The 16,958-nt window shown below is 69.0% G+C and carries 17 protein-coding genes; 3 read left to right on the forward strand and 14 right to left on the reverse strand.

Annotated elements, in window-relative coordinates; genetic code table 11:
* Window positions 1–99: 99 nt before the first annotated feature.
* The 3 genes from lpdA to ABIE65_RS16350 all read right to left on the reverse strand — a co-directional run bounded on the left by lpdA (window position 100) and on the right by ABIE65_RS16350 (window position 3,238).
* Window positions 100–1,503 (reverse strand): dihydrolipoyl dehydrogenase, encoded by a 1,404-nt coding sequence (lpdA, locus tag ABIE65_RS16340; RefSeq protein WP_354079084.1) that lies wholly within the window; start codon window positions 1,501–1,503, stop codon window positions 100–102.
* 25 nt (window positions 1,504–1,528) lie between these two features.
* Window positions 1,529–2,749, reverse strand: a complete 1,221-nt coding sequence (gene odhB / locus ABIE65_RS16345) for a 2-oxoglutarate dehydrogenase complex dihydrolipoyllysine-residue succinyltransferase (RefSeq protein WP_354079085.1) — start codon at window positions 2,747–2,749, stop codon at window positions 1,529–1,531.
* Window positions 2,750–2,905: 156 nt separating this feature from the next.
* Window positions 2,906–3,238: a four-helix bundle copper-binding protein gene (locus tag ABIE65_RS16350; RefSeq protein ID WP_354079086.1), complete on the reverse strand. Its 333-nt coding sequence runs from the start codon at window positions 3,236–3,238 to the stop codon at window positions 2,906–2,908.
* A 101-nt stretch (window positions 3,239–3,339) separates the two neighbouring features.
* On the opposite strand from ABIE65_RS16350, the gene ABIE65_RS16355 reads away from it, so the two are divergent.
* Window positions 3,340–4,218 carry a metallophosphoesterase family protein gene (locus tag ABIE65_RS16355; protein ID WP_354079087.1) on the forward strand — a complete coding sequence of 293 codons (879 nt, stop codon included), beginning with the start codon at window positions 3,340–3,342 and terminating at the stop codon, window positions 4,216–4,218.
* A gap of 3 nt (window positions 4,219–4,221) precedes the next feature.
* Here ABIE65_RS16355 and ABIE65_RS16360 read toward each other — a convergent pair whose 3' ends face one another.
* The 7 genes from ABIE65_RS16360 to ABIE65_RS16390 form a co-directional block, all read right to left on the reverse strand.
* The gene (locus ABIE65_RS16360) at window positions 4,222–5,160 is read right to left on the reverse strand and encodes an AEC family transporter (protein ID WP_354079088.1); all 939 of its coding nucleotides are present in this window, start codon (window positions 5,158–5,160) and stop codon (window positions 4,222–4,224) included.
* Window positions 5,161–5,279: 119 nt separating this feature from the next.
* Window positions 5,280–5,825, reverse strand: a complete 546-nt coding sequence (locus tag ABIE65_RS16365) for a PAS domain-containing protein (RefSeq protein WP_354079089.1) — start codon at window positions 5,823–5,825, stop codon at window positions 5,280–5,282.
* A gap of 150 nt (window positions 5,826–5,975) precedes the next feature.
* Window positions 5,976–7,661 (reverse strand): methyl-accepting chemotaxis protein, encoded by a 1,686-nt coding sequence (locus tag ABIE65_RS16370; protein ID WP_354079090.1) that lies wholly within the window; start codon window positions 7,659–7,661, stop codon window positions 5,976–5,978.
* Window positions 7,662–7,698: 37 nt separating this feature from the next.
* On the reverse strand, window positions 7,699–8,298 hold the full coding sequence (locus ABIE65_RS16375; RefSeq protein WP_354079091.1) for a hypothetical protein: 600 nt from the start codon (window positions 8,296–8,298) through the stop codon (window positions 7,699–7,701).
* 192 nt (window positions 8,299–8,490) lie between these two features.
* Complete coding sequence (locus tag ABIE65_RS16380) at window positions 8,491–9,261, reverse strand: SDR family oxidoreductase (protein WP_354079092.1); 771 nt, start codon at window positions 9,259–9,261, stop codon at window positions 8,491–8,493.
* A 17-nt stretch (window positions 9,262–9,278) separates the two neighbouring features.
* Window positions 9,279–10,643: a glutamate--cysteine ligase gene (locus ABIE65_RS16385; protein ID WP_354079094.1), complete on the reverse strand. Its 1,365-nt coding sequence runs from the start codon at window positions 10,641–10,643 to the stop codon at window positions 9,279–9,281.
* Window positions 10,644–10,656: 13 nt separating this feature from the next.
* A complete protein-coding gene (locus ABIE65_RS16390) occupies window positions 10,657–11,421 on the reverse strand; it encodes a 16S rRNA (uracil(1498)-N(3))-methyltransferase (RefSeq protein WP_354079095.1) in 765 nt (254 codons plus the stop codon).
* Window positions 11,422–11,531: 110 nt separating this feature from the next.
* Between ABIE65_RS16390 and ubiA the strand changes: the two genes are divergently transcribed.
* Window positions 11,532–12,476, forward strand: coding sequence for a 4-hydroxybenzoate octaprenyltransferase (ubiA, locus tag ABIE65_RS16395; protein WP_354079096.1), 945 nt, complete (start codon window positions 11,532–11,534; stop codon window positions 12,474–12,476).
* The gene (locus ABIE65_RS16400; RefSeq protein WP_354079097.1) at window positions 12,469–13,155 is read left to right on the forward strand and encodes a class I SAM-dependent methyltransferase; all 687 of its coding nucleotides are present in this window, start codon (window positions 12,469–12,471) and stop codon (window positions 13,153–13,155) included. Before ubiA ends, ABIE65_RS16400 begins: the two co-directional genes overlap by 8 nt.
* 21 nt (window positions 13,156–13,176) lie before the next feature.
* Here ABIE65_RS16400 and ABIE65_RS16405 read toward each other — a convergent pair whose 3' ends face one another.
* The 4 genes from ABIE65_RS16405 to ABIE65_RS16420 form a co-directional block, all read right to left on the reverse strand.
* Entirely contained in the window at window positions 13,177–13,758 is a 582-nt protein-coding gene (locus ABIE65_RS16405; protein ID WP_354079098.1) for a TadE/TadG family type IV pilus assembly protein, read from the reverse strand.
* A 1-nt stretch (window position 13,759) separates the two neighbouring features.
* Window positions 13,760–14,275, reverse strand: coding sequence for a TadE/TadG family type IV pilus assembly protein (locus ABIE65_RS16410; RefSeq protein WP_354079099.1), 516 nt, complete (start codon window positions 14,273–14,275; stop codon window positions 13,760–13,762).
* A complete protein-coding gene (locus tag ABIE65_RS16415) occupies window positions 14,272–15,705 on the reverse strand; it encodes a TadE/TadG family type IV pilus assembly protein (RefSeq protein WP_354079100.1) in 1,434 nt (477 codons plus the stop codon). Before ABIE65_RS16415 ends, ABIE65_RS16410 begins: the two co-directional genes overlap by 4 nt.
* 267 nt (window positions 15,706–15,972) lie before the next feature.
* Window positions 15,973–16,860: an OmpA family protein gene (locus ABIE65_RS16420; RefSeq protein WP_354079101.1), complete on the reverse strand. Its 888-nt coding sequence runs from the start codon at window positions 16,858–16,860 to the stop codon at window positions 15,973–15,975.
* Between the last annotated feature and the right edge of the window lie 98 nt (window positions 16,861–16,958).

Consider the following 16,958-nt stretch of genomic DNA (forward strand, 5'->3'; position numbering starts at 1 on the left):
TGTCATCCCCAACTTGATCCGGGCATCCACCTTCAGCCTGAGCCGTTGATGGATTGCCGGATCAAGTCCGGCAATGACACACGAAACGAGGCGCGCGCCTCACATGTTCAGCGCGCGACCGTCCACCGCGAGGGCCGCCTCGCGCACCGCCTCGTTCAGCGTCGGGTGGGCGTGGCAGGTGCGGGCGATGTCCTCGGCCGCCGCGCCGAACTCCATGCCGAGCGCCACCTCGGCGATCATCGTGCCCGCGTCCGGGCCGATGATGTGGCAGCCCAGGACGCGGTCGGTCTTGGCGTCGGCCAGGATCTTCACGAAGCCGTCGCCCTCGTGCATCGTCCGCGCCCGGCCGTTGGCCGAGAAGGGGAACTTGCCGACCTTGTAGGCGACGCCGGCCTTCTTCAGCTCCTCCTCGGTCTTGCCGACCGTGGCGGCCTCCGGCCACGTGTAGACGACGGCCGGAATGGCGTCGTAGTCGATGTGGCCCGCCTGCCCCGCGATGATCTCGGCGCAGACGCCGCCCTCGTCCTCGGCCTTGTGCGCCAGCATGGCGCCGCGCACGCAGTCGCCGATGGCGTAGATGCCGGGGACGCTGGTGCGGAAATGGTCGTCGATCTCGATGCGGCCGCGCTCGTCGAGTTTCACCCCGACATCCTCCAGGCCCAGCCCGGCGGTGTAGGGCCGACGGCCGATGGAGAGCAGGACGATGTCGCCCTCGATCGTCTCGGCGTCGCCGCCCTTCGCCGGCTCGACCGTGATGGCCGCACCCGACTTGGTCGTCTTGGCGCCCGTCACCTTCAGGCCGGTGCGGATCTTGAAGCCCTTCTTGCGCAGCAGCCGGTCCATGGTCTTGGCGATCTCGCCGTCCATGTTCGGCAGGATCGAGTCCAGATACTCGACCACGGTCACCTCGGCGCCCAGGCGGCGCCAGACCATGCCCATCTCCAGGCCGATATAGCCGCCGCCGATAACGATCAGGTGCTTCGGCACCTTGGTCATGTCGAGCGCGCCGGTGGACGTCACGATGCGCTTCTCGTCCACCTCGACGCCGGCCAGCGGCATGACCTCGGAGCCGGTGGCGATGATGATGTTCTTCGCGTCGAGCATCCGCTCGCCGCCCTCGCCGGTGACCGCCACCTTGCCCGCCGCCGCGATCCGGCCCTTGCCCAGGACACGCTCGATCTTGTTCTTCTTGAACAGGAAGTCGATGCCCTTGACGTTGCCGGACACGATGTCGGCCTTGGCGGCGATCAGCTTGGCGACGTCGATGGAGACCTTGCCCGTGCTGATGCCGAAGCCGGCGAAGCCCGTCTGCGCCTCCTCGTACATGTGCGAGGCGTGCAGCAGCGCCTTGGACGGGATGCAGCCGACGTTCGTGCAGGTGCCGCCGAGCGTCTTCTCCTTCTCGACGCAGGCGACCGTCATGCCGAGCTGTGCCGCACGGATCGCGGCGATGTAGCCGCCAGGGCCGCCGCCGATGACGACGACGTCGAAGCTGTCAGCCATTGTTCTCTCCCGTCCCCCGCGGGGATCAGACGTCGATCAGCAGGCGCTGCGGATCCTCGAGGCAGTCCTTCATGCGGACCAGGAAGGTCACCGCCTCCGACCCGTCGATGATGCGATGGTCGTAGGAGACGGCGAGATACATCATCGGCCGCACCTCGATCTTGCCGCCGATCACCATCGGCCGCTCCTGGATCTTGTGCATGCCGAGGATGCCGGACTGCGGCGGGTTCAGGATCGGCGTCGACAGCAGCGAGCCGTAGACGCCGCCGTTCGAGATCGTGAACGTCCCGCCGGTCAGGTCCTCCATCGTCAGCTTGCCGTCGCGCGCCTTGCGCCCGAGGCCGTTGATGGTCTTCTCGACCTCGGCGAAGCCGAGCTTGTCGGCGTCGCGCACGACCGGCACCACGAGGCCGCTCTCGGTCCCGACCGCGACGCCGATGTCGTAATAGTTCTTGTAGACGATCTCGTTGCCCTGGATCTCGGCATTGACCGCCGGGATTTCCTTCAGGGCCTGGATTGCCGCCTTCACGAAGAAGGACATGAAGCCGAGGCGCACGCCGTGGCGCTTCTCGAAGCTGTCGCGGTAGCGCGCGCGCAGCGCCATGATCTCGGTCATGTCCACCTCGTTGAAGGTGGTCAGCATGGCCGCGGTGTTTTGCGCCTGCTTCAGGCGCTCGGCGATGCGCTGGCGCAGGCGCGACATGCGCACGCGCTCCTCGCCACGCTCCGGCGCCGGCTTCGAGCCCGGTGCGGCGGACGCGGCGGGCGCGGCCGCCTTCTGCTCCAGATGGGCGAGCACGTCGCCCTTGGTCAGACGGCCGTCCTTGCCGGACGCCGCGACGGCGGCGGGATCGACGTCGTTCTCGGCAACCAGCTTGCGGACCGACGGCGGCATGGGTGCTGCGGTGGCGGCTGCTGCCGGCTTGGCCTCGGGTGCGGCCGCCGGCTTCGGCGCCTCGGCCTTCGGTGCGGCAGCCGGCTTCGCCGCCGGTGCGGCGGCCTTGCCGGCGCCTTCGCCGATCCGGCCGAGCAGCGCCCCGACCTCGACATTGTCGCCCTCGGCCACGAGGATCTCCGACAGCACGCCGGCGCTCGGCGCCGGCACCTCGACGGTGACCTTGTCCGTTTCCAGTTCGACCAGCGGCTCGTCGATCGCCACGGCGTCGCCCGCCTGCTTGATCCAACGGGCGACAGTCGCCTCGGTAACCGACTCGCCCAGGGCGGGCACCTTGATGTCCGTCGCCATGTGGTCCTTCTGCGTCTCTCGGTCGTCGGGCCGTCGCCCGCGCGTCACTCTATCCGGCATGCGGGCGCGATGGTCAAGGGTGGCCGGCCGGATTCGGCGCTTTTGGCCATCGGCCGGCGGCCGGCGCGCGGTCCATTTCCCCGAGGCGGACCGATTTCAGGCAGCCATGCTGCGGCAGTGCTCGGCGCAGCGCCGACACACCTCGACGCAATGGTCCATGTCGCCCACCTCGGCGCACTTCACGGCACAGGCCTCGCAGACGTCGGCGCAGACGCCGCAGGTGTGTCGGTGCAGGTCGACGCCCAGAAGCATGAACCTGGCGCTCGTCTGGCACATCTCGGCGCAAGCGAGCATCAGGCGGAGATGCGCAGGCTCGACGTGCCGGCCGCCGGCCTCCAGGCAATGGCGCGAAGCCTCGCTCAGGCAGGTCTGATGGCACTCGGTGCAGATCGCTACGCAGCGGCGCATGTCGTCGTTCATCTGGAGCATGACCGTCCTCGCTGTTCGGATGCTCCGGCAACAGCCGCACGGCAAAATCGTTCACCCGTGCTAGGATTTCTCACCGCCAATACCGGAGTCGGACGCAACAGATGCCGGCCTTCACCATCGTCCAGGTCAGCGACACCCATCTCAGCCGCACCCACGCCTATTTCCAGGACAATTGGGAAATCTTCCTTGAGGAGATGGCGCGCCTGAACCCGGACCTGGTCCTGCACAGCGGCGACGTCAGCTTCAACGGACCCGATGCACCCGACGACATCGTCTTCGCGCGCGAGCAGATCGAACGGCTCCGGGTGCCGTGGCTGGCGATACCCGGCAACCACGACGTCGGCGAACCGGGCAACCGGCCGCGGCTCAAGCAGCCGGTGACGGCGGCCCGCCTGGCCGTCTGGCGCGACGTCTTCGGCACCGACCGCCATGTCCACGACATGCCCGGCTGGCGCTTCGTCCTGCTGAACAGCGAGATCATGGGCAGCGGCCTGCCGGCGGAGGCGGAACAGTCGGCCTTTCTCCAACGCGCCTTCGCCACGGCCGGAGACCGACGGATCGGCCTGATGCTGCACAAGCCCCTCTTCCTCTCGGCACCGGACGCGAAGGGCGAACATGGCGGATCCGTGCTCGATTCGGCGCGGATGCCGGTGCTGCAACTGCTGCGGGACCGGCGACCCGGCTTCGTGACGTCCGGCCACCTGCACTGCTATCACCGGTTCGTGCGAGACGGCATCCCGTATGTATGGGCGCCGACCACCGCCTTCGTGCATCCGCAGCGCCGGGCGGAGTTGGGCGTCACGAACCGGTCCGGCTACATCGTCTGGCGCTTCGAGGGCGACCGCGTCGGCCACGATTTCGTCGAGCCGGGGCTGTTCATCAACCAGGACGTCAGCAACTGGAACCGTGCCGTCGGCAGCACCATCCACCTGCCGCCGCGCGCCCATCGCCGCGCCTCGATCGCCGCCCCCGCCGACTGACGGTCACGGCGGCGGCACCAGGGTCAGCAGCAGCGACAGCGTCACGATCGACGCGACCGTGGAGACCAGCACGATGGTGGCGCTGCGCTGGACATAGACGTCGTAGCGCTGCGCGAGCAGGAAGGCGTTAGCCCCCGTCGGCAGGGCGGCGGAGAGCACGGCCACGGCGGTCCAGAGCGGCCGCACGTCGAACACGAAGGCGGCGAGGATCCACACCAGCAGCGGCAGCGCCACCAGCTTCAGCGCCACGACCAGCAGGCTCTCGCGCAGTGCGCCGCGGATGCGAAACTCGACCAGGGAAGCGCCGAGCGCGAACAGCGCCGCCGGCGGTGCGGCCCCCGCGAGCAGGTCGAGGAAACGCTGCAGTGGTCCCGGAATGCCGAGGCCGACGCCGCCCCAGACGATGCCGGCCAGCACGCCGACCACGATGGGATTGCGGAGCAGCGATCCGAATGTCGCCAGCGCCACGCGCAGTCCGCCCTCGCCGCGCCCCGTGGCCGCTTCGACCAGGATCGTCGTCGTCGTAATGAGGGTGGGGGAATGGCAGGCGATGATCAGGACGGCCGGGATCAGCCCGTCATGGCCGTAGGCGAGCGCCACAAGCGGTAATCCGATGACGGCGACGTTCGAGAAGCCGGCGCTCATGCCCATGACGGCGCGCTCGGCGGCGCCGATCCGGAAAAGGCGCCGACCGAGCAGCTCGGCCGTGAGATAGATCAGCGCCACGCCGCCGTAATAGGCGGCGAGCAGGCCGCCCGACTCGCCGAACGGCGGCAGGCCGCGCGCCATCGCCCGGAACAGCAGCGCCGGTATCGCGAGATTGAAGACGAAGACGCCGACCGCGCGGGCACCGCCCGGCGGAAGCAGTCCGCCGCGCGCGAATCCCCAGCCGCAGAGGATGAGGGCGAAGACGGGGACGACGATCTCGACCACCGCGCTCATGCGGCGGTCCCGCTTCGGCGCCATCCGGCGCCGAAGCCCGTAAAGATGGCTTTTGCGGTCATTCCGCGCCCGAAGCGGCGAAGGGAGACCGGGACACTAACCCGCGCGGTTCGGTCGGACTAGCCTTTGCCCGATGGCAGCGCCACCGCGATGGGAATGTTCGACACCACGAGATGCCGCCCGCCCGCACTGGTCGCAAAAGGCAGGATCAGCCGCTCCCACACCACGAAGCGCCTGGCGTGCTCCCCGAGATTGTGCGTGAGCCAGACCTTGTCGGAGGAGAGGGAACGCCGGTAGATGCTCATGAAGAACGCGCCGGTCCGGCTGCCGAAATCGCTCACCTTCCGGCCCGTCATGTCGAAGCCGGCCACCTCGACGATCGCACTGCCGTAGAGGCGATAGCGAAAGTCGGCGCCGTCTTCGAGCGGCTCCAGGATCATCAGGCTGCCCAGCCACGGCTTCAGCGAGAAGGCGTCGGCGAGGCTTCGCTGCGGGGGGCCGGCGACCGCAGGCAGCCACTCGTAGAAGGTCAGCAGGGATCGGGTCCGCTCCTCCCGGATCCGGCCCCGGATCTCGTCACCAGAGAAGGCCGTCGGCACGCATGCGGCCGGGTCCGCCAGGGCCTTGCTCAGGTTGTCGAATATCCAGGGCTGCTCCGTCTGCATGACACTCGGTCCCACCCCACACGGGAAGATTACAGGCGGCGACACTCCGCGGTAAGGCGCGGGTGCGGATAGGGCGACCGTCGGAGACGGTGGGCGAGAGGGCCCACCTTCGGCGCTCTCTCGCCCTCGGCTCCGCGACCCGGCCGGTCCCTATGCCGCGCGCAGCCCCGACAGGAACTTCTCGATCTCGCCGCGCAGCGTGTTGGCCTCGCGGGCCATGCTGTCCGCCGCTTCGAGAACCTGGCTTGCTGCGTTGCCGGTCTCGTCGGCGGCCTCACGGACGCCCTCGATCGTGCGCGAGACCTCCATCGTGCCGGCCGCCGCCTGCTGCACGCTGAACGAGATTTCGCCCGTCGCCGCGTTCTGCTCCTCGACCGCCGCCGAGATCGTCGTCGTGATCTCGTCGATGGAGCTGATCGTCCTGCCGATGCCGCCGATGGCGCTCACGACGCTGCCGGTGGCCGACTGCATGGCCGCGATCTGCGCCGCGATCTCGTCGGTGGCCTTGCTGGTCTGGTTCGCGAGGCTCTTGACCTCCGAGGCCACCACCGCGAAGCCCTTGCCGGCCTCGCCGGCCCGCGCCGCCTCGATGGTCGCGTTGAGCGCCAGCAGGTTGGTCTGTGAGGCGATGTCGGAGATCAGGCGCACGACCTCGTTGATCCGCTGCGCGGCGTCGTTCAGCGCACCGACCTGGGTGTTGGTCTGATCCGCCTCGCGAACCGCATTCTGGACCACTTCGGAGGCACGCGACACTTGGCGGGCGATCTCGCCCAGCGACGACGCCATCTCCTCCGCCGCCGCGGCCACCGTCTGCACGTTGCCAGAGGTCTGCTGCGCCGACGCGGCCGAGGCACTGGATTGACGCGTCGTTTCCTCGGCGATGCTGCTCATGCTCCGCGCCGTTCCCTCGAGTTCCGTCGCGGCACCGGTGACCGCTGCCAGTGCGCCTTCGGCCGCCTGTCCGAAGGCCGAGGCGAGCGCCTGCACCTGCGCCGCACGGCGCTCCTTGACCTCGCGCTCGACGGCCTGCTCGGCTTCGAGCTTGGTCCGCTCGACCGCATTGTTCTTGAAGACCTCTACGGCGGCGGCCATGGCGCCGATCTCGTCGCGGCGGTCGGCGAAGGGCACGACGACGCCAGTGTCCCCGTCGGCCAGGGTACGCATGGTGGACGTGATGCTGCGGATCGGCCCGCCGATGGCGCGGATCAGCACGAGCACGGCACCGACCGCCAGGACGATCGAGATGGCGGCGCCGGCGAGCACGGCGGTCACGGCCGTCGCGACGGCCCCCTGCATCGCACCGTCGAGTTCGGCCTCATGCTCGGCGAGATCGCGCTTGATGTGATGCGCCGCTTCGCGCATCGACCTGTGGAAGGCGTCGCCCGCGCCCGTCGCCTCGATGGCACGCGCTTCGTTCAGCGTCATCGGGTGGAGGGTGCGGTCGATCTGCACCCGCGCGACCCCCGACTGCCATGCGCTGACCGTCGTGGCCAACGCCTCGACCTCGGCTCGCAGCACCGGCTCGTCGGCGAGCAGCATCATCAGATGGGCCAGTCGTGCGTCGAAGTCGCCCACCGACGATTCGAATGCGGCAGCGTGCGCGCGATCTCCGCTGATCAGCAGGCCGCGGATGCTGTTGAGCTGATCCTCGGCCGCCTCCTGAAGCATGACAGCCCCGTCGGAAATCACCTCGATCTCGGCCACGGCATCGCGTACCTCCTCGATGGTCCGGACCTGAAAGAAGATCGTTGCATTCGTCGCCGCGATAACGGCGAGCAGGATCGCGAAGGCGAGCAACAGCTTGTGCGCGACGCGCAGGTTGGCGAGAGCGTTCATGGGGTCGGCTCCAGAGATACGCGAGGCGATCGGAAGATCAGGTCGTGGGAGCGGCCTTGCGCCGCTGCAGTTCGTCGAGGTTCACCTCGACGGTGATGGCACCGGAAGGTTTGGCGGTCACCGGATCGATCACCGTCATATTGACCTGCACGCGGTGGGTGCGGGTCTTCTCGTGAAACTCGACCTCGTCGATGAAGACGGCCTCGGGGCCGACCGCGAAGGTCTTCTGCCACTTGGCCTCGTCACCCTGCCAATAGTCGGTGGTGACGCTGCTCTGCCCGACGTTCAGGCCCTTCGCGTCGATGATGAAGATCTCCGGATAGAGACCGAGCGACCGCGCCTGGATCTGCAGCAGATACTGCGACAGCGGGTTGCCGATGAGCTGCGCGATGATCGGCTGCGCGTCGGCCTTCGTCTCGTCCCGCCACTGCTTGTCGAGCGCGAGGATCTGCTCTTCGGTTATGTCCCTGTTGCGCTCGTTCTGCGCACGCAGGATCAGATGGACCGTCGGCGCCGCCGCCCAGGAGCGGATTTCTTCGAGAAACCGAGCGTCGATCAGTTGGGTGGACGGCTTCTCCGCCAGAGCCGGTGCTGCCAGCAAGACAGTGACCGCGCCCGCGGCGATCAGGTTCGGCATGAAGCGTTTCATTGGGCACCAAATCGTTGGACTAACGCTTTGATGATAAGTGCCCGCAATCCGATAAGACCTGCCTAACGATCCGCATAAACAGGCGGACAAAATGACCTGCCATTCCGTCTCGTCAGGGATTGTCTTGCTGGCCGGCAATCACGGATACGGATCACGCGCGCGTGATCTGTAGTTGAGCCTTCAGAAGTGTGCGGAGATTCCGCCATCCACTATCAGAGTATGGCCCGTGACGTATGACGCGGCATCCGACGCGAGGAAGACCGCCGCACCCGCGATCTCCCCCGGTCGTCCCCAGCGCTGCAGCGACGCTCTGCCGTGGACCCATTTTTCGATCGACGGGTCGGCGACCATGGCGGCATTGGCTTCGGTGGCGAAGAAGCCGGGAGCGATGGCATTGACCGTGATGCCGGCGGGCCCGAGTTCGGCGGCGAGCGCCCGGGTGAGCGCGGCCAGCCCGCCCTTGGCGATCGTGTAGGCGGCATCGCCGGCACGCGCGAGAGGTCCTGCGATGGAGGTGACGTTGATGATCCGCCCGCGGCCCGCGCGCCGCATCGGCGCCGCCGCCAGCCGCGCCAGGGCGAAAGGCGCGAGCAGGTCGACCTCCAGCAGCGCGCGCAGGTCGTCCAGGGCGAAGGCGTCGAGCGGCCGGCGGTCGCGCTGCCCCACATTATTGACCAGGATGTCGAACCGGCCGGAGCGCGCCAGCAGGTCCGCGACCGCCGCATCCGCCGCCCCGCTGTCAGCCACGTCGAACGCCAGTGGCTCCGCGACGCCGCCTTCCGCCGCGATCGCGGCGCAGGCGCGCTCGAGCGCCGCCGGATCCCGTCCGTTCAGCAGAACCCGCGCACCGGCGGCCGCCAGCCCCCGCGCCATCTCGAAGCCGAGGCCGCGGCTCGCCCCGGTCACCAGGGCGACCCGGCCGTCGAGCGCGAAGGCGGCGGGCGCCGGCATGGCGGTCGGGACGCCCGTCAGTAGGCGAGTTCGTGGTAGATCGGATCGACCGAGCCGTTCCAGCGCGTCGCGTAGGCGTCGAGAAGCACTTCGGCCGGTGTCTTGCCGCTGGACACCACCTCTTCGATGCTCGTCAGGAAGCCGCTCTCGTCCTCGCCAGCGCGGTCGAGGCGGGCCCGGGCACGAAGGCCGGCGCGCGCGATCTTCAGGACCTCGACCGCGATATCGCGCAGGGTGCCGCCGCGGAACGGCGTCGCCAGCCCGAGCCGGGGCGCCTCGTCGCGCAGGGCGTTGCGCTCCTCCCGCGTCCAGTCCTTCGTCAGGTTCCACGCGGCGTCGAGCGAGGCCTGATCGTACAGCAGCCCGACCCAGAGCGCCGGCAGCGCGCAGATGCGCCGCCAGGGGCCGCCGTCGGCACCGCGCATCTCCAGGTAGCGCTTCAGCCGAACCTCGGGAAAGGCGGTGGTGATGTGGTCGGCCCAGTCGGTGATCAGCGGCTTCTCGCCCGGCAGCGCCGGGAGCCTGCCCTCCAGGAAGTCGCGGAAGGACTGGCCGCTCGCGTCGACATACTTCCCGTCGCGATAGACGAAGTACATGGGCACGTCGAGGATGTAGTCGGCGTAGCGTTCGAAGCCGAAGCCGTCCTCGAAGACGAAGTCGAGCATGCCGCAGCGATCGGGATCGGTGTCGGTCCAGACGTGGCTGCGGGCGCTCAGCATTCCCGCCGGCTTGCCCTCGATGAAGGGCGAGTTCGCGAAGATCGCCGTCGCCACCGGCTGCAGGGCCAGCGAGACCTGGAACTTGCGTACCATGTCCGCTTCGCTGGAATAGTCGAGGTTCACCTGCACGGTGCAGGTGCGCAGCATCATGTCGAGGCCGAGCTTGCCCTTCTTCGGCATGTATTCGCGCATGACGCGGTAGCGGCCCTTCGGCATCCAGCCGATGTCCTCGCGCCGCCACTTCGGATCGAAGCCGAGGCCGACCATGCCGATGCCGAGTTCATCGCCGACGGCCTTCACCTGGGCGAGATGCGTATGCACCTCGTCGCAGGTCTGGTGCAGCGTCTCCAGCGGCGCGCCGGACAGCTCGAACTGGCCGCCGGGCTCCAGCGTGATGCTGCAGCCGTCCTTGGCCAGGGCGATGATGTTGCCGCCCTCGCTGATCGGTTCCCACCCGAAGCGCAGCAGCCCGTTCAGCACGGCGCCGATACCGTCCGGCCCCTCATAGGGCAGGCGGCGGAGGTCGCTGCGCCGGAAGGCGAACTTCTCGTGCTCGGTGCCGATTCGCCATGCCGAGGCCGGCTTGTTGCCCTGCTCGAACCATTCGACGAGCTGACGCCGGTCGGTGATCGGCGTGCCGCCTGGCGCCGGTGGTGCAGCCATGCTCGGTCCTGTCCTATCGGAGAGGGTCTGACGACGGTGCACTCGCCCAGTCGCCGAGGAGTGCCTGCCATACGGACAGGGCGGCGATCGCCGCAGTCTCGGCTCTGAGGATGCGCGGCCCCAGCCCAATCGCGGTAACAAAAGGCAGATCGCGCAGGCCGTCAAGCTCACGCGGCGCGAAGCCGCCCTCCGGACCCGTCAGGATTGCCCAGGAGCCGCGCGCCGCCTCGCCCAAGGCCGCTGCGATCGACGGCACCGAACCCCGCTCGTCGCAGACGAGGATGCGCCGGTTCGGGTCCCAGCCGGAGAGAATCGTGCCGAGCGCCGCCGGCTCGCGGACGTCCGGCAGGTCGAGCCGCTCGCACTGCTCGGCCGCCTCGACGGCGATGGCCCGCAGCCGATCCAGGTTGACGCGCTCCGGCACCGTGCGCTCGGTCAGCACCGGCCGGATCGCCGCCACGCCCAGTTCCGTCGCCTTCTGCACCACGAGATCGAACGCCTGGCGCTTGATCGGCGCGCACAGCAGGTGGACGTCCGGCGACGCCGTCTGCGCCCGGAGTCGCACATCCGGCACGACCGCACACCGCGCCTTCCCCGCAACCGCCAGCACCGCCGACCACTCGCCGTCGCGCCCGTTGAAGACGGCGAGCGGCGTGCCGTCGGTCAGGCGCATGACGCGCGTGACGTAGTGCGCCTGGTCCGCCGACAGCGGCGACGCCACGCCCGATGCGAGATCGGCCTCTACGAACAGGCGCACTTTCGGCTGGCGCGGCGTCACGTCGTCCCATCCTATTGCCACGGCCCTCGCGAGCCTGCATCTAGGCTACGGCTTCGTCGGATCCGGCGCCACCGCGTCGGCGGCGCGCGGCGAGACACGAGAGAGACGCGATGGCTCGGCAGGACGCCTCGACTGCGACCGACATCGGCGTCGGCGGCCCGATCGACCGGCTGCTGCCGGCCCCGCTGCTGCCGTTCGCACGGCTGGCACGGCTGGATCGGCCGATCGGGACGTGGCTGCTCCTGTTCCCCTGCTGGTGGGGCGCCGGCATGGCCTGGGCGGCGGATCCCGGGATCGACGGCATGCCGGTTCTCTGGCTGGCGCTCCTGTTCGCCATAGGCTCGGTCGTGATGCGCGGTGCCGGCTGCACCTTCAATGACATCGCCGATCGCGACTTCGACGCCAAGGTAGCCCGGACCGCCCTGCGCCCGCTGCCGAGCGGCGCCGTGACCCTGCGCGGCGCCTGGGTCTTCCTGGCCGTCCAGCTCACCGTCGGCGCGCTCGTCCTGTTCTCGCTGAACGGGACGGCGATCGCCGTCGGGCTGGGCGCGCTGCCGCTGATCGCGATCTACCCCTTCATGAAGCGGGTGACGTGGTGGCCGCAGGCCTTCCTCGGCATCACCTTCAACTGGGGCGCGCTGGTCGGCTGGGCGGCGGTGACCGGCGGCCTCGATGCGCCCGCGCTGCTGCTCTATGCCGCCGGCATCGCCTGGACGCTCGGCTACGACACCATCTACGCCCACCAGGACAAGGAGGACGACGCGCTCATCGGGGTCCGCTCCACGGCCCTGCTGTTCGGCGCGCGGACGAAGCGCTGGCTCGTCATGTTCTACGGCCTGACGGCCATTCTGCTCGCCGCGGCGGGAGCCGTCGCGGGGCTGGGCCTCCCCTTCCTGATCGGCATTGCCGCGGCGGCGGTTCACATGGGGTGGCAGATCCGCGCGGTCGACATCGAGCGTCCTGCCGCGTGCCTCGCGATATTCAAGGCCAATCGCTGGGTCGGCTGGATCGTTCTGGCGGGCATCGTCTTCGCCGGGACCCTCGCCCATGGCTGACCCGGTCGCGGTACCCTTCGCCAGGACGCCGGCCGAACTCGTCGCCTTCATCGAACGGAACACCGTGGTCGCAGCGCCCTCGCTGCTGCCCGAGATGCGCCTCTATCTCGCGACCGAAGTGACGCCGCTCTGGCACGCCAGCGAGAAGCTGATGCAGGACGCGCATCTGCCACCGCCCTTCTGGGCGTTCGCCTGGCCCGGCGGGCAGGCGGTCGCCCGGCACCTCCTCGACAATCCGGGGATGGTGCGCGGCAGGAGCGTACTGGATCTCGGCGCCGGAAGCGGCCTCGTCGGCATCGCCGCCGCCATGGCGGGGGCACGCAGCGCGGTCGCGGTCGACGAGGATGCCTTCGCCTGTGCCGCCGTCGGTCTCAACGCCGGGCTCAACGGGGTGACCGTGCGGACGGCGCAGCGGGATGTCGCCGCCTTGGACGAACCGGAGATCGAGGTGATCGTCGCGGGCGACGTCTGCTACGAGAAGGCGGGCGCGGAGCGCATCGTGCGCTGGCTGCGGCAGCGCCGCGCCGCCGGGATCGAGGTGCTGCTGGGCGATCCCGGCCGCGCCTATGTGCCCACCACCGGCCTGGAACTCGTCGCCGAATACGCCGTCCCGACCTCGACCGAACTCGAGAGCGGCATCGTGCGCGACACGCGGGTCTGGCGGCTCACCGACGTCTGATCGGCGTTCGGCCCGACCGCGTCAGCTGCCCGTGATGCTGCCGAGGTCGTTGATGCGGCCGCGATGCAGCGACGTCTTCGCAATGACCGAATGCGGCGTCATCAGGTCGGCCACGACACCGCCGTTGGCGACGATCACCTCGACCACGATGACGGTCTCGCCATCGGCGACGGTAAAGTCGCCCGGCAGCTGTGCCACCGCGCCCGCGGCGCCGACATGGCTCGGCTCCTGCAGCGTTCCGGCGCCGCGCCGCTGCCAGGCGACGACAGGGGAACCGTCGGTGCCGGTGACCGCACTGATGATGACCACCCCGTGGTCGTCGAACGACTCGCCGGCGATGTGCTCCACCGCGGCGAAGATGTCGTCCAGACCCGCCTGGGTGACCATCTGCTGCTGCGTCACCAGGTCGCCGACGCGGCTGGCGGTGGTGTTCAGCTTGTGTCCGGTGAGGATCTTCGACCCGACCTCCGCCACGCCGATCAGCAGGATCACCAGGATCGGGATGACGATGGCCGTCTCGACCGCAGCCACGCCGCGCTCGCCGAGGTTCGGCGGCAAGGCCCGGCACGCACGACGAAGGCGCGCACGCAGAAAGGCGATCATCTCAATTGGCTCCTGGCGGGGGTGGTTCGTTGCGTACGGTGACGGTCGAGTTGAGCGTGATGTTGCCGAAGGCGGCGCCGAGGAAGGGCGTGAAGCCCTGCCAGGGATAGGTGAGGCTGTAGACGACGACGTCGTTGGCGTCGCCGTAGCCGACCGTCCCGGCCCCCTCCTCGCCGATCGCCGAGAAGTTCGGATAGGATCTGGCGGTGACCTGCAGGCGGGCGGGATCGATCAGCCCATAGGCCTGGGCGGCGATGTAGTTGGCCATGTAGGCCGACCGCGTCGTATTGGCCGGCGTGTAGCCGGTGCTCCCGATGCGGGCCGCACTGGTCGCGGCACCGTCCAGGATCCCCTGGGCGGTGAGCAGCAGGCCCGTCTCGATCAGCCCGAGCATGAGCGTGATGAGCACGGGCACGATCATCGCGAATTCCACGATGGTCGCTCCGGCCTCGCACGCCGCGAGGCGGCAACGGCGCAGATGCCCGCCGATCCTGACGAGATGGGCGATCCCTGTCACCGGACGATCCTCAGCTGGCTCAGTTCGCCGCCGATCTTGCGGAAGGCCGCGATGAGCGATTCGTTCGTTGGCGAGTGGAAGTAGTGGGCGGCGCTCGATGCGCAGCCGCGGTAGAGTTCCTGGGCGGCCGCCCCCGGCGCCGGGCCGAAGGTGATGGTGTAGAGTTCGATCCCGGCGGCTTTCATCGACTCGCAGGTCTGCGCCATCCGGCGGTCGACTTCGTCGCGCCCGGCGGACCAGCTCGAATAGCCGAAGTCGTTCAAGCGGCCGTACGCCCCGAAGTCGGAGCCGCGGGGGCCGACCGGCGGCTCGTCGTGAAGCTGGTTCTCGCCGTCCGTCATCATGACGACGATCTTGTCCATGCCGTCGGTGTGATAATCGAGCGGCAGCTTCGCCTCGGACTCTTTCCACAGGCCGCGCCACTTCGGCGACAGCGCACGCCAGCCCCAGGCGAGCCCCAGGCTGCCCAGGGTGCCGCCGCGATGCCACGGCAACAGCTCGTCGATGGCGGCACTCTGGGTCGCCTTCGACTGGACGAGCGAGGTGATGGCCGGGCCGCAGCCCAGGTTCGGACCGGTGCCGGCGTTCCGGAAGTCGTTGGCTTCCTTCAGCGGCGTTATCGGCTTCCCGTCCTCGTCGCGCCACCGGTTGTCGGTGTCGGCGGCGTAATAGAAGCTGGTGAACGGCGCCTCCGCCGGGGTCGCATCCGTCCTGTCGTTGCCGCTGCCGCGCGCCATCACGCAGCCTTTCCAGGTCGACGGCGCGAACGAACCGGGGTCGGTGTGCACCCGGTCCGCCATCGACAGCCAGTCGTCGTTCGCCTTGCCGATGTTCACCGTTACGGCATAGGGCACGACGGCGACGTACAGGTCGTCGCGCGTTTCCGCGTTGCCGTAGAGAATGTCCAGCATGTCGTGCGCCGCGGTCTTCAGCGCCCCGATCTTGTCCCCGGAACGCATCGAGCCGGTGACGTCCAGGACGAGCGCCAGTTCAGCGCTGCGGTTGCTCCTGGCGACGACCGTCGCGACGTCGACGCTGGTGGTGTCGTATCCGAACAGATGCATGAAGCGGGTCGGCAGCGACACCGACGCCCGGGCCGTCAACGTCTCCAGGTTCGCGTCCGGGACGACCGTGAACGACGTGATCGTCGTGCCGAGATAGCCAGGCGGAAAGTTGGCGTCGAAATAGCGGCGCGCGTCGGCCTGCCAGTTGTCGCCCGTCATGACCCGCCCGGCGGCGAGGGCCGCCGAGTCGAGCGATGTCTGCATCCGGTCCCGAACGAGATAGCCGAGCAGGCCGTCCGTCGCGACGCCGGCGACGCCGACCAGCGGGACCAGCGCAGAGGCGAAGACGACCGCCGTGTTCCCGCGCCGGTCGCGGCCGAGGGTTCGGCCACGGCCGCGCAACGCGGCGCCGATGCCCGAGCGCATCGCGTGCATCCAACCCGCCAGCCTGTCCACCGTAAGTCCACCGTCCGCAATTCGCCCCAAAGTCGACCGACAGGATGCGACGGGAGCGTTAATCGCAACTGAACGCAGTTGGTTAAGCGCCGGCAGGGCGATGGCTTAACCCGAGAGGCGGGCGGTGGCGAGCGGCGGCAAGGCGCGAGAAAGCGAGCGCCGGCACGCGCAAAAAAGAAGGCGGCGCCCCGTGGGGCGCCGCCTGGTAGACACGTCTGAACCGAAAGTGTCGGCCGGTTACTGGAGCCGGATCTCGACGCGACGGTTCTCCTGCTCGCGCACGCCGTCCGGAGTCGGGACCCGCGGATCGGCCTCGCCACGGCCGGTGGCCGTGATCTTCGCGGCCGGCACGCCCTGACGCGACAGATAGTCGCGAACGGACTGGGCACGGCGCTGGGACAGGCGCTGGTTGTAGGCGTCCGAGCCGGAGCGGTCGGCGTGACCGATCAGGTCGACCCGGTTGGAGTTCAGCGACTGGTAGGCCGAGCTCACGCGGCGCAGCACGTCGGCGGCATCCGGGCGGATGTTCGAGCGGTCGAAGTCGAAGAACACGAGATAGTCACGCGCCGGCGGTGCGGCCGGTGCGACCGGTGCCGCTGCCGGACGGCCACGCAGCGCGTTCATCGCCTCGTAGAACTTCGCCTTGCAGTCGTCGACCAGCCAGTAGACCGACTCGGCCTTCTCGACCCAGCAGTCGTACATCACCTGAGCCCGTGCGGCCTGCGTCGGGTTGGCGGTACGGGCGGCGGGCAGGACGCCCATCAGCTCGGAACGGGCCGCCTCGAGTTCGGCGCGCGTCTCCGGGGTGCTGCCGCCCATGCTCGGGTCGTCGCCCCACTGCGACGGCATCACCGGCTGGACGTCCTTGCCTTCGGCGGCCAGGCGCGCCTTGCGGGCGAAGATGCCGGAATCGATCCAGTCTGCCTGGCGCTTGCCGTTGGTCGCGAGCTCGAGATAGCCCTTCCGGAGGTTCTCGTTGAACGGAGAGCCTGCTGCACTCTTCTGAGCCGCGCGCATGTCGCCTTCGGCCGACATCGGGCCGCCACCATACTGCGTGCCGCCGCCGCAGGCCGCCACGGCCAGCAGCATTGCCGCGCTTCCAAGCACCTTCCCAGCGAATTTCATTCGAATCTCCATTATGCCGACGATACCGCCACCGCTTCTAACGACAGCAGTACGTCGTTGTTCCAGACCGACGACCGGTGAGGTCTCGAAGGGGCAAA

The organism is Constrictibacter sp. MBR-5 (genome assembly GCF_040549485.1).
GTDB lineage: Bacteria > Pseudomonadota > Alphaproteobacteria > JAJUGE01 > JAJUGE01 > Constrictibacter.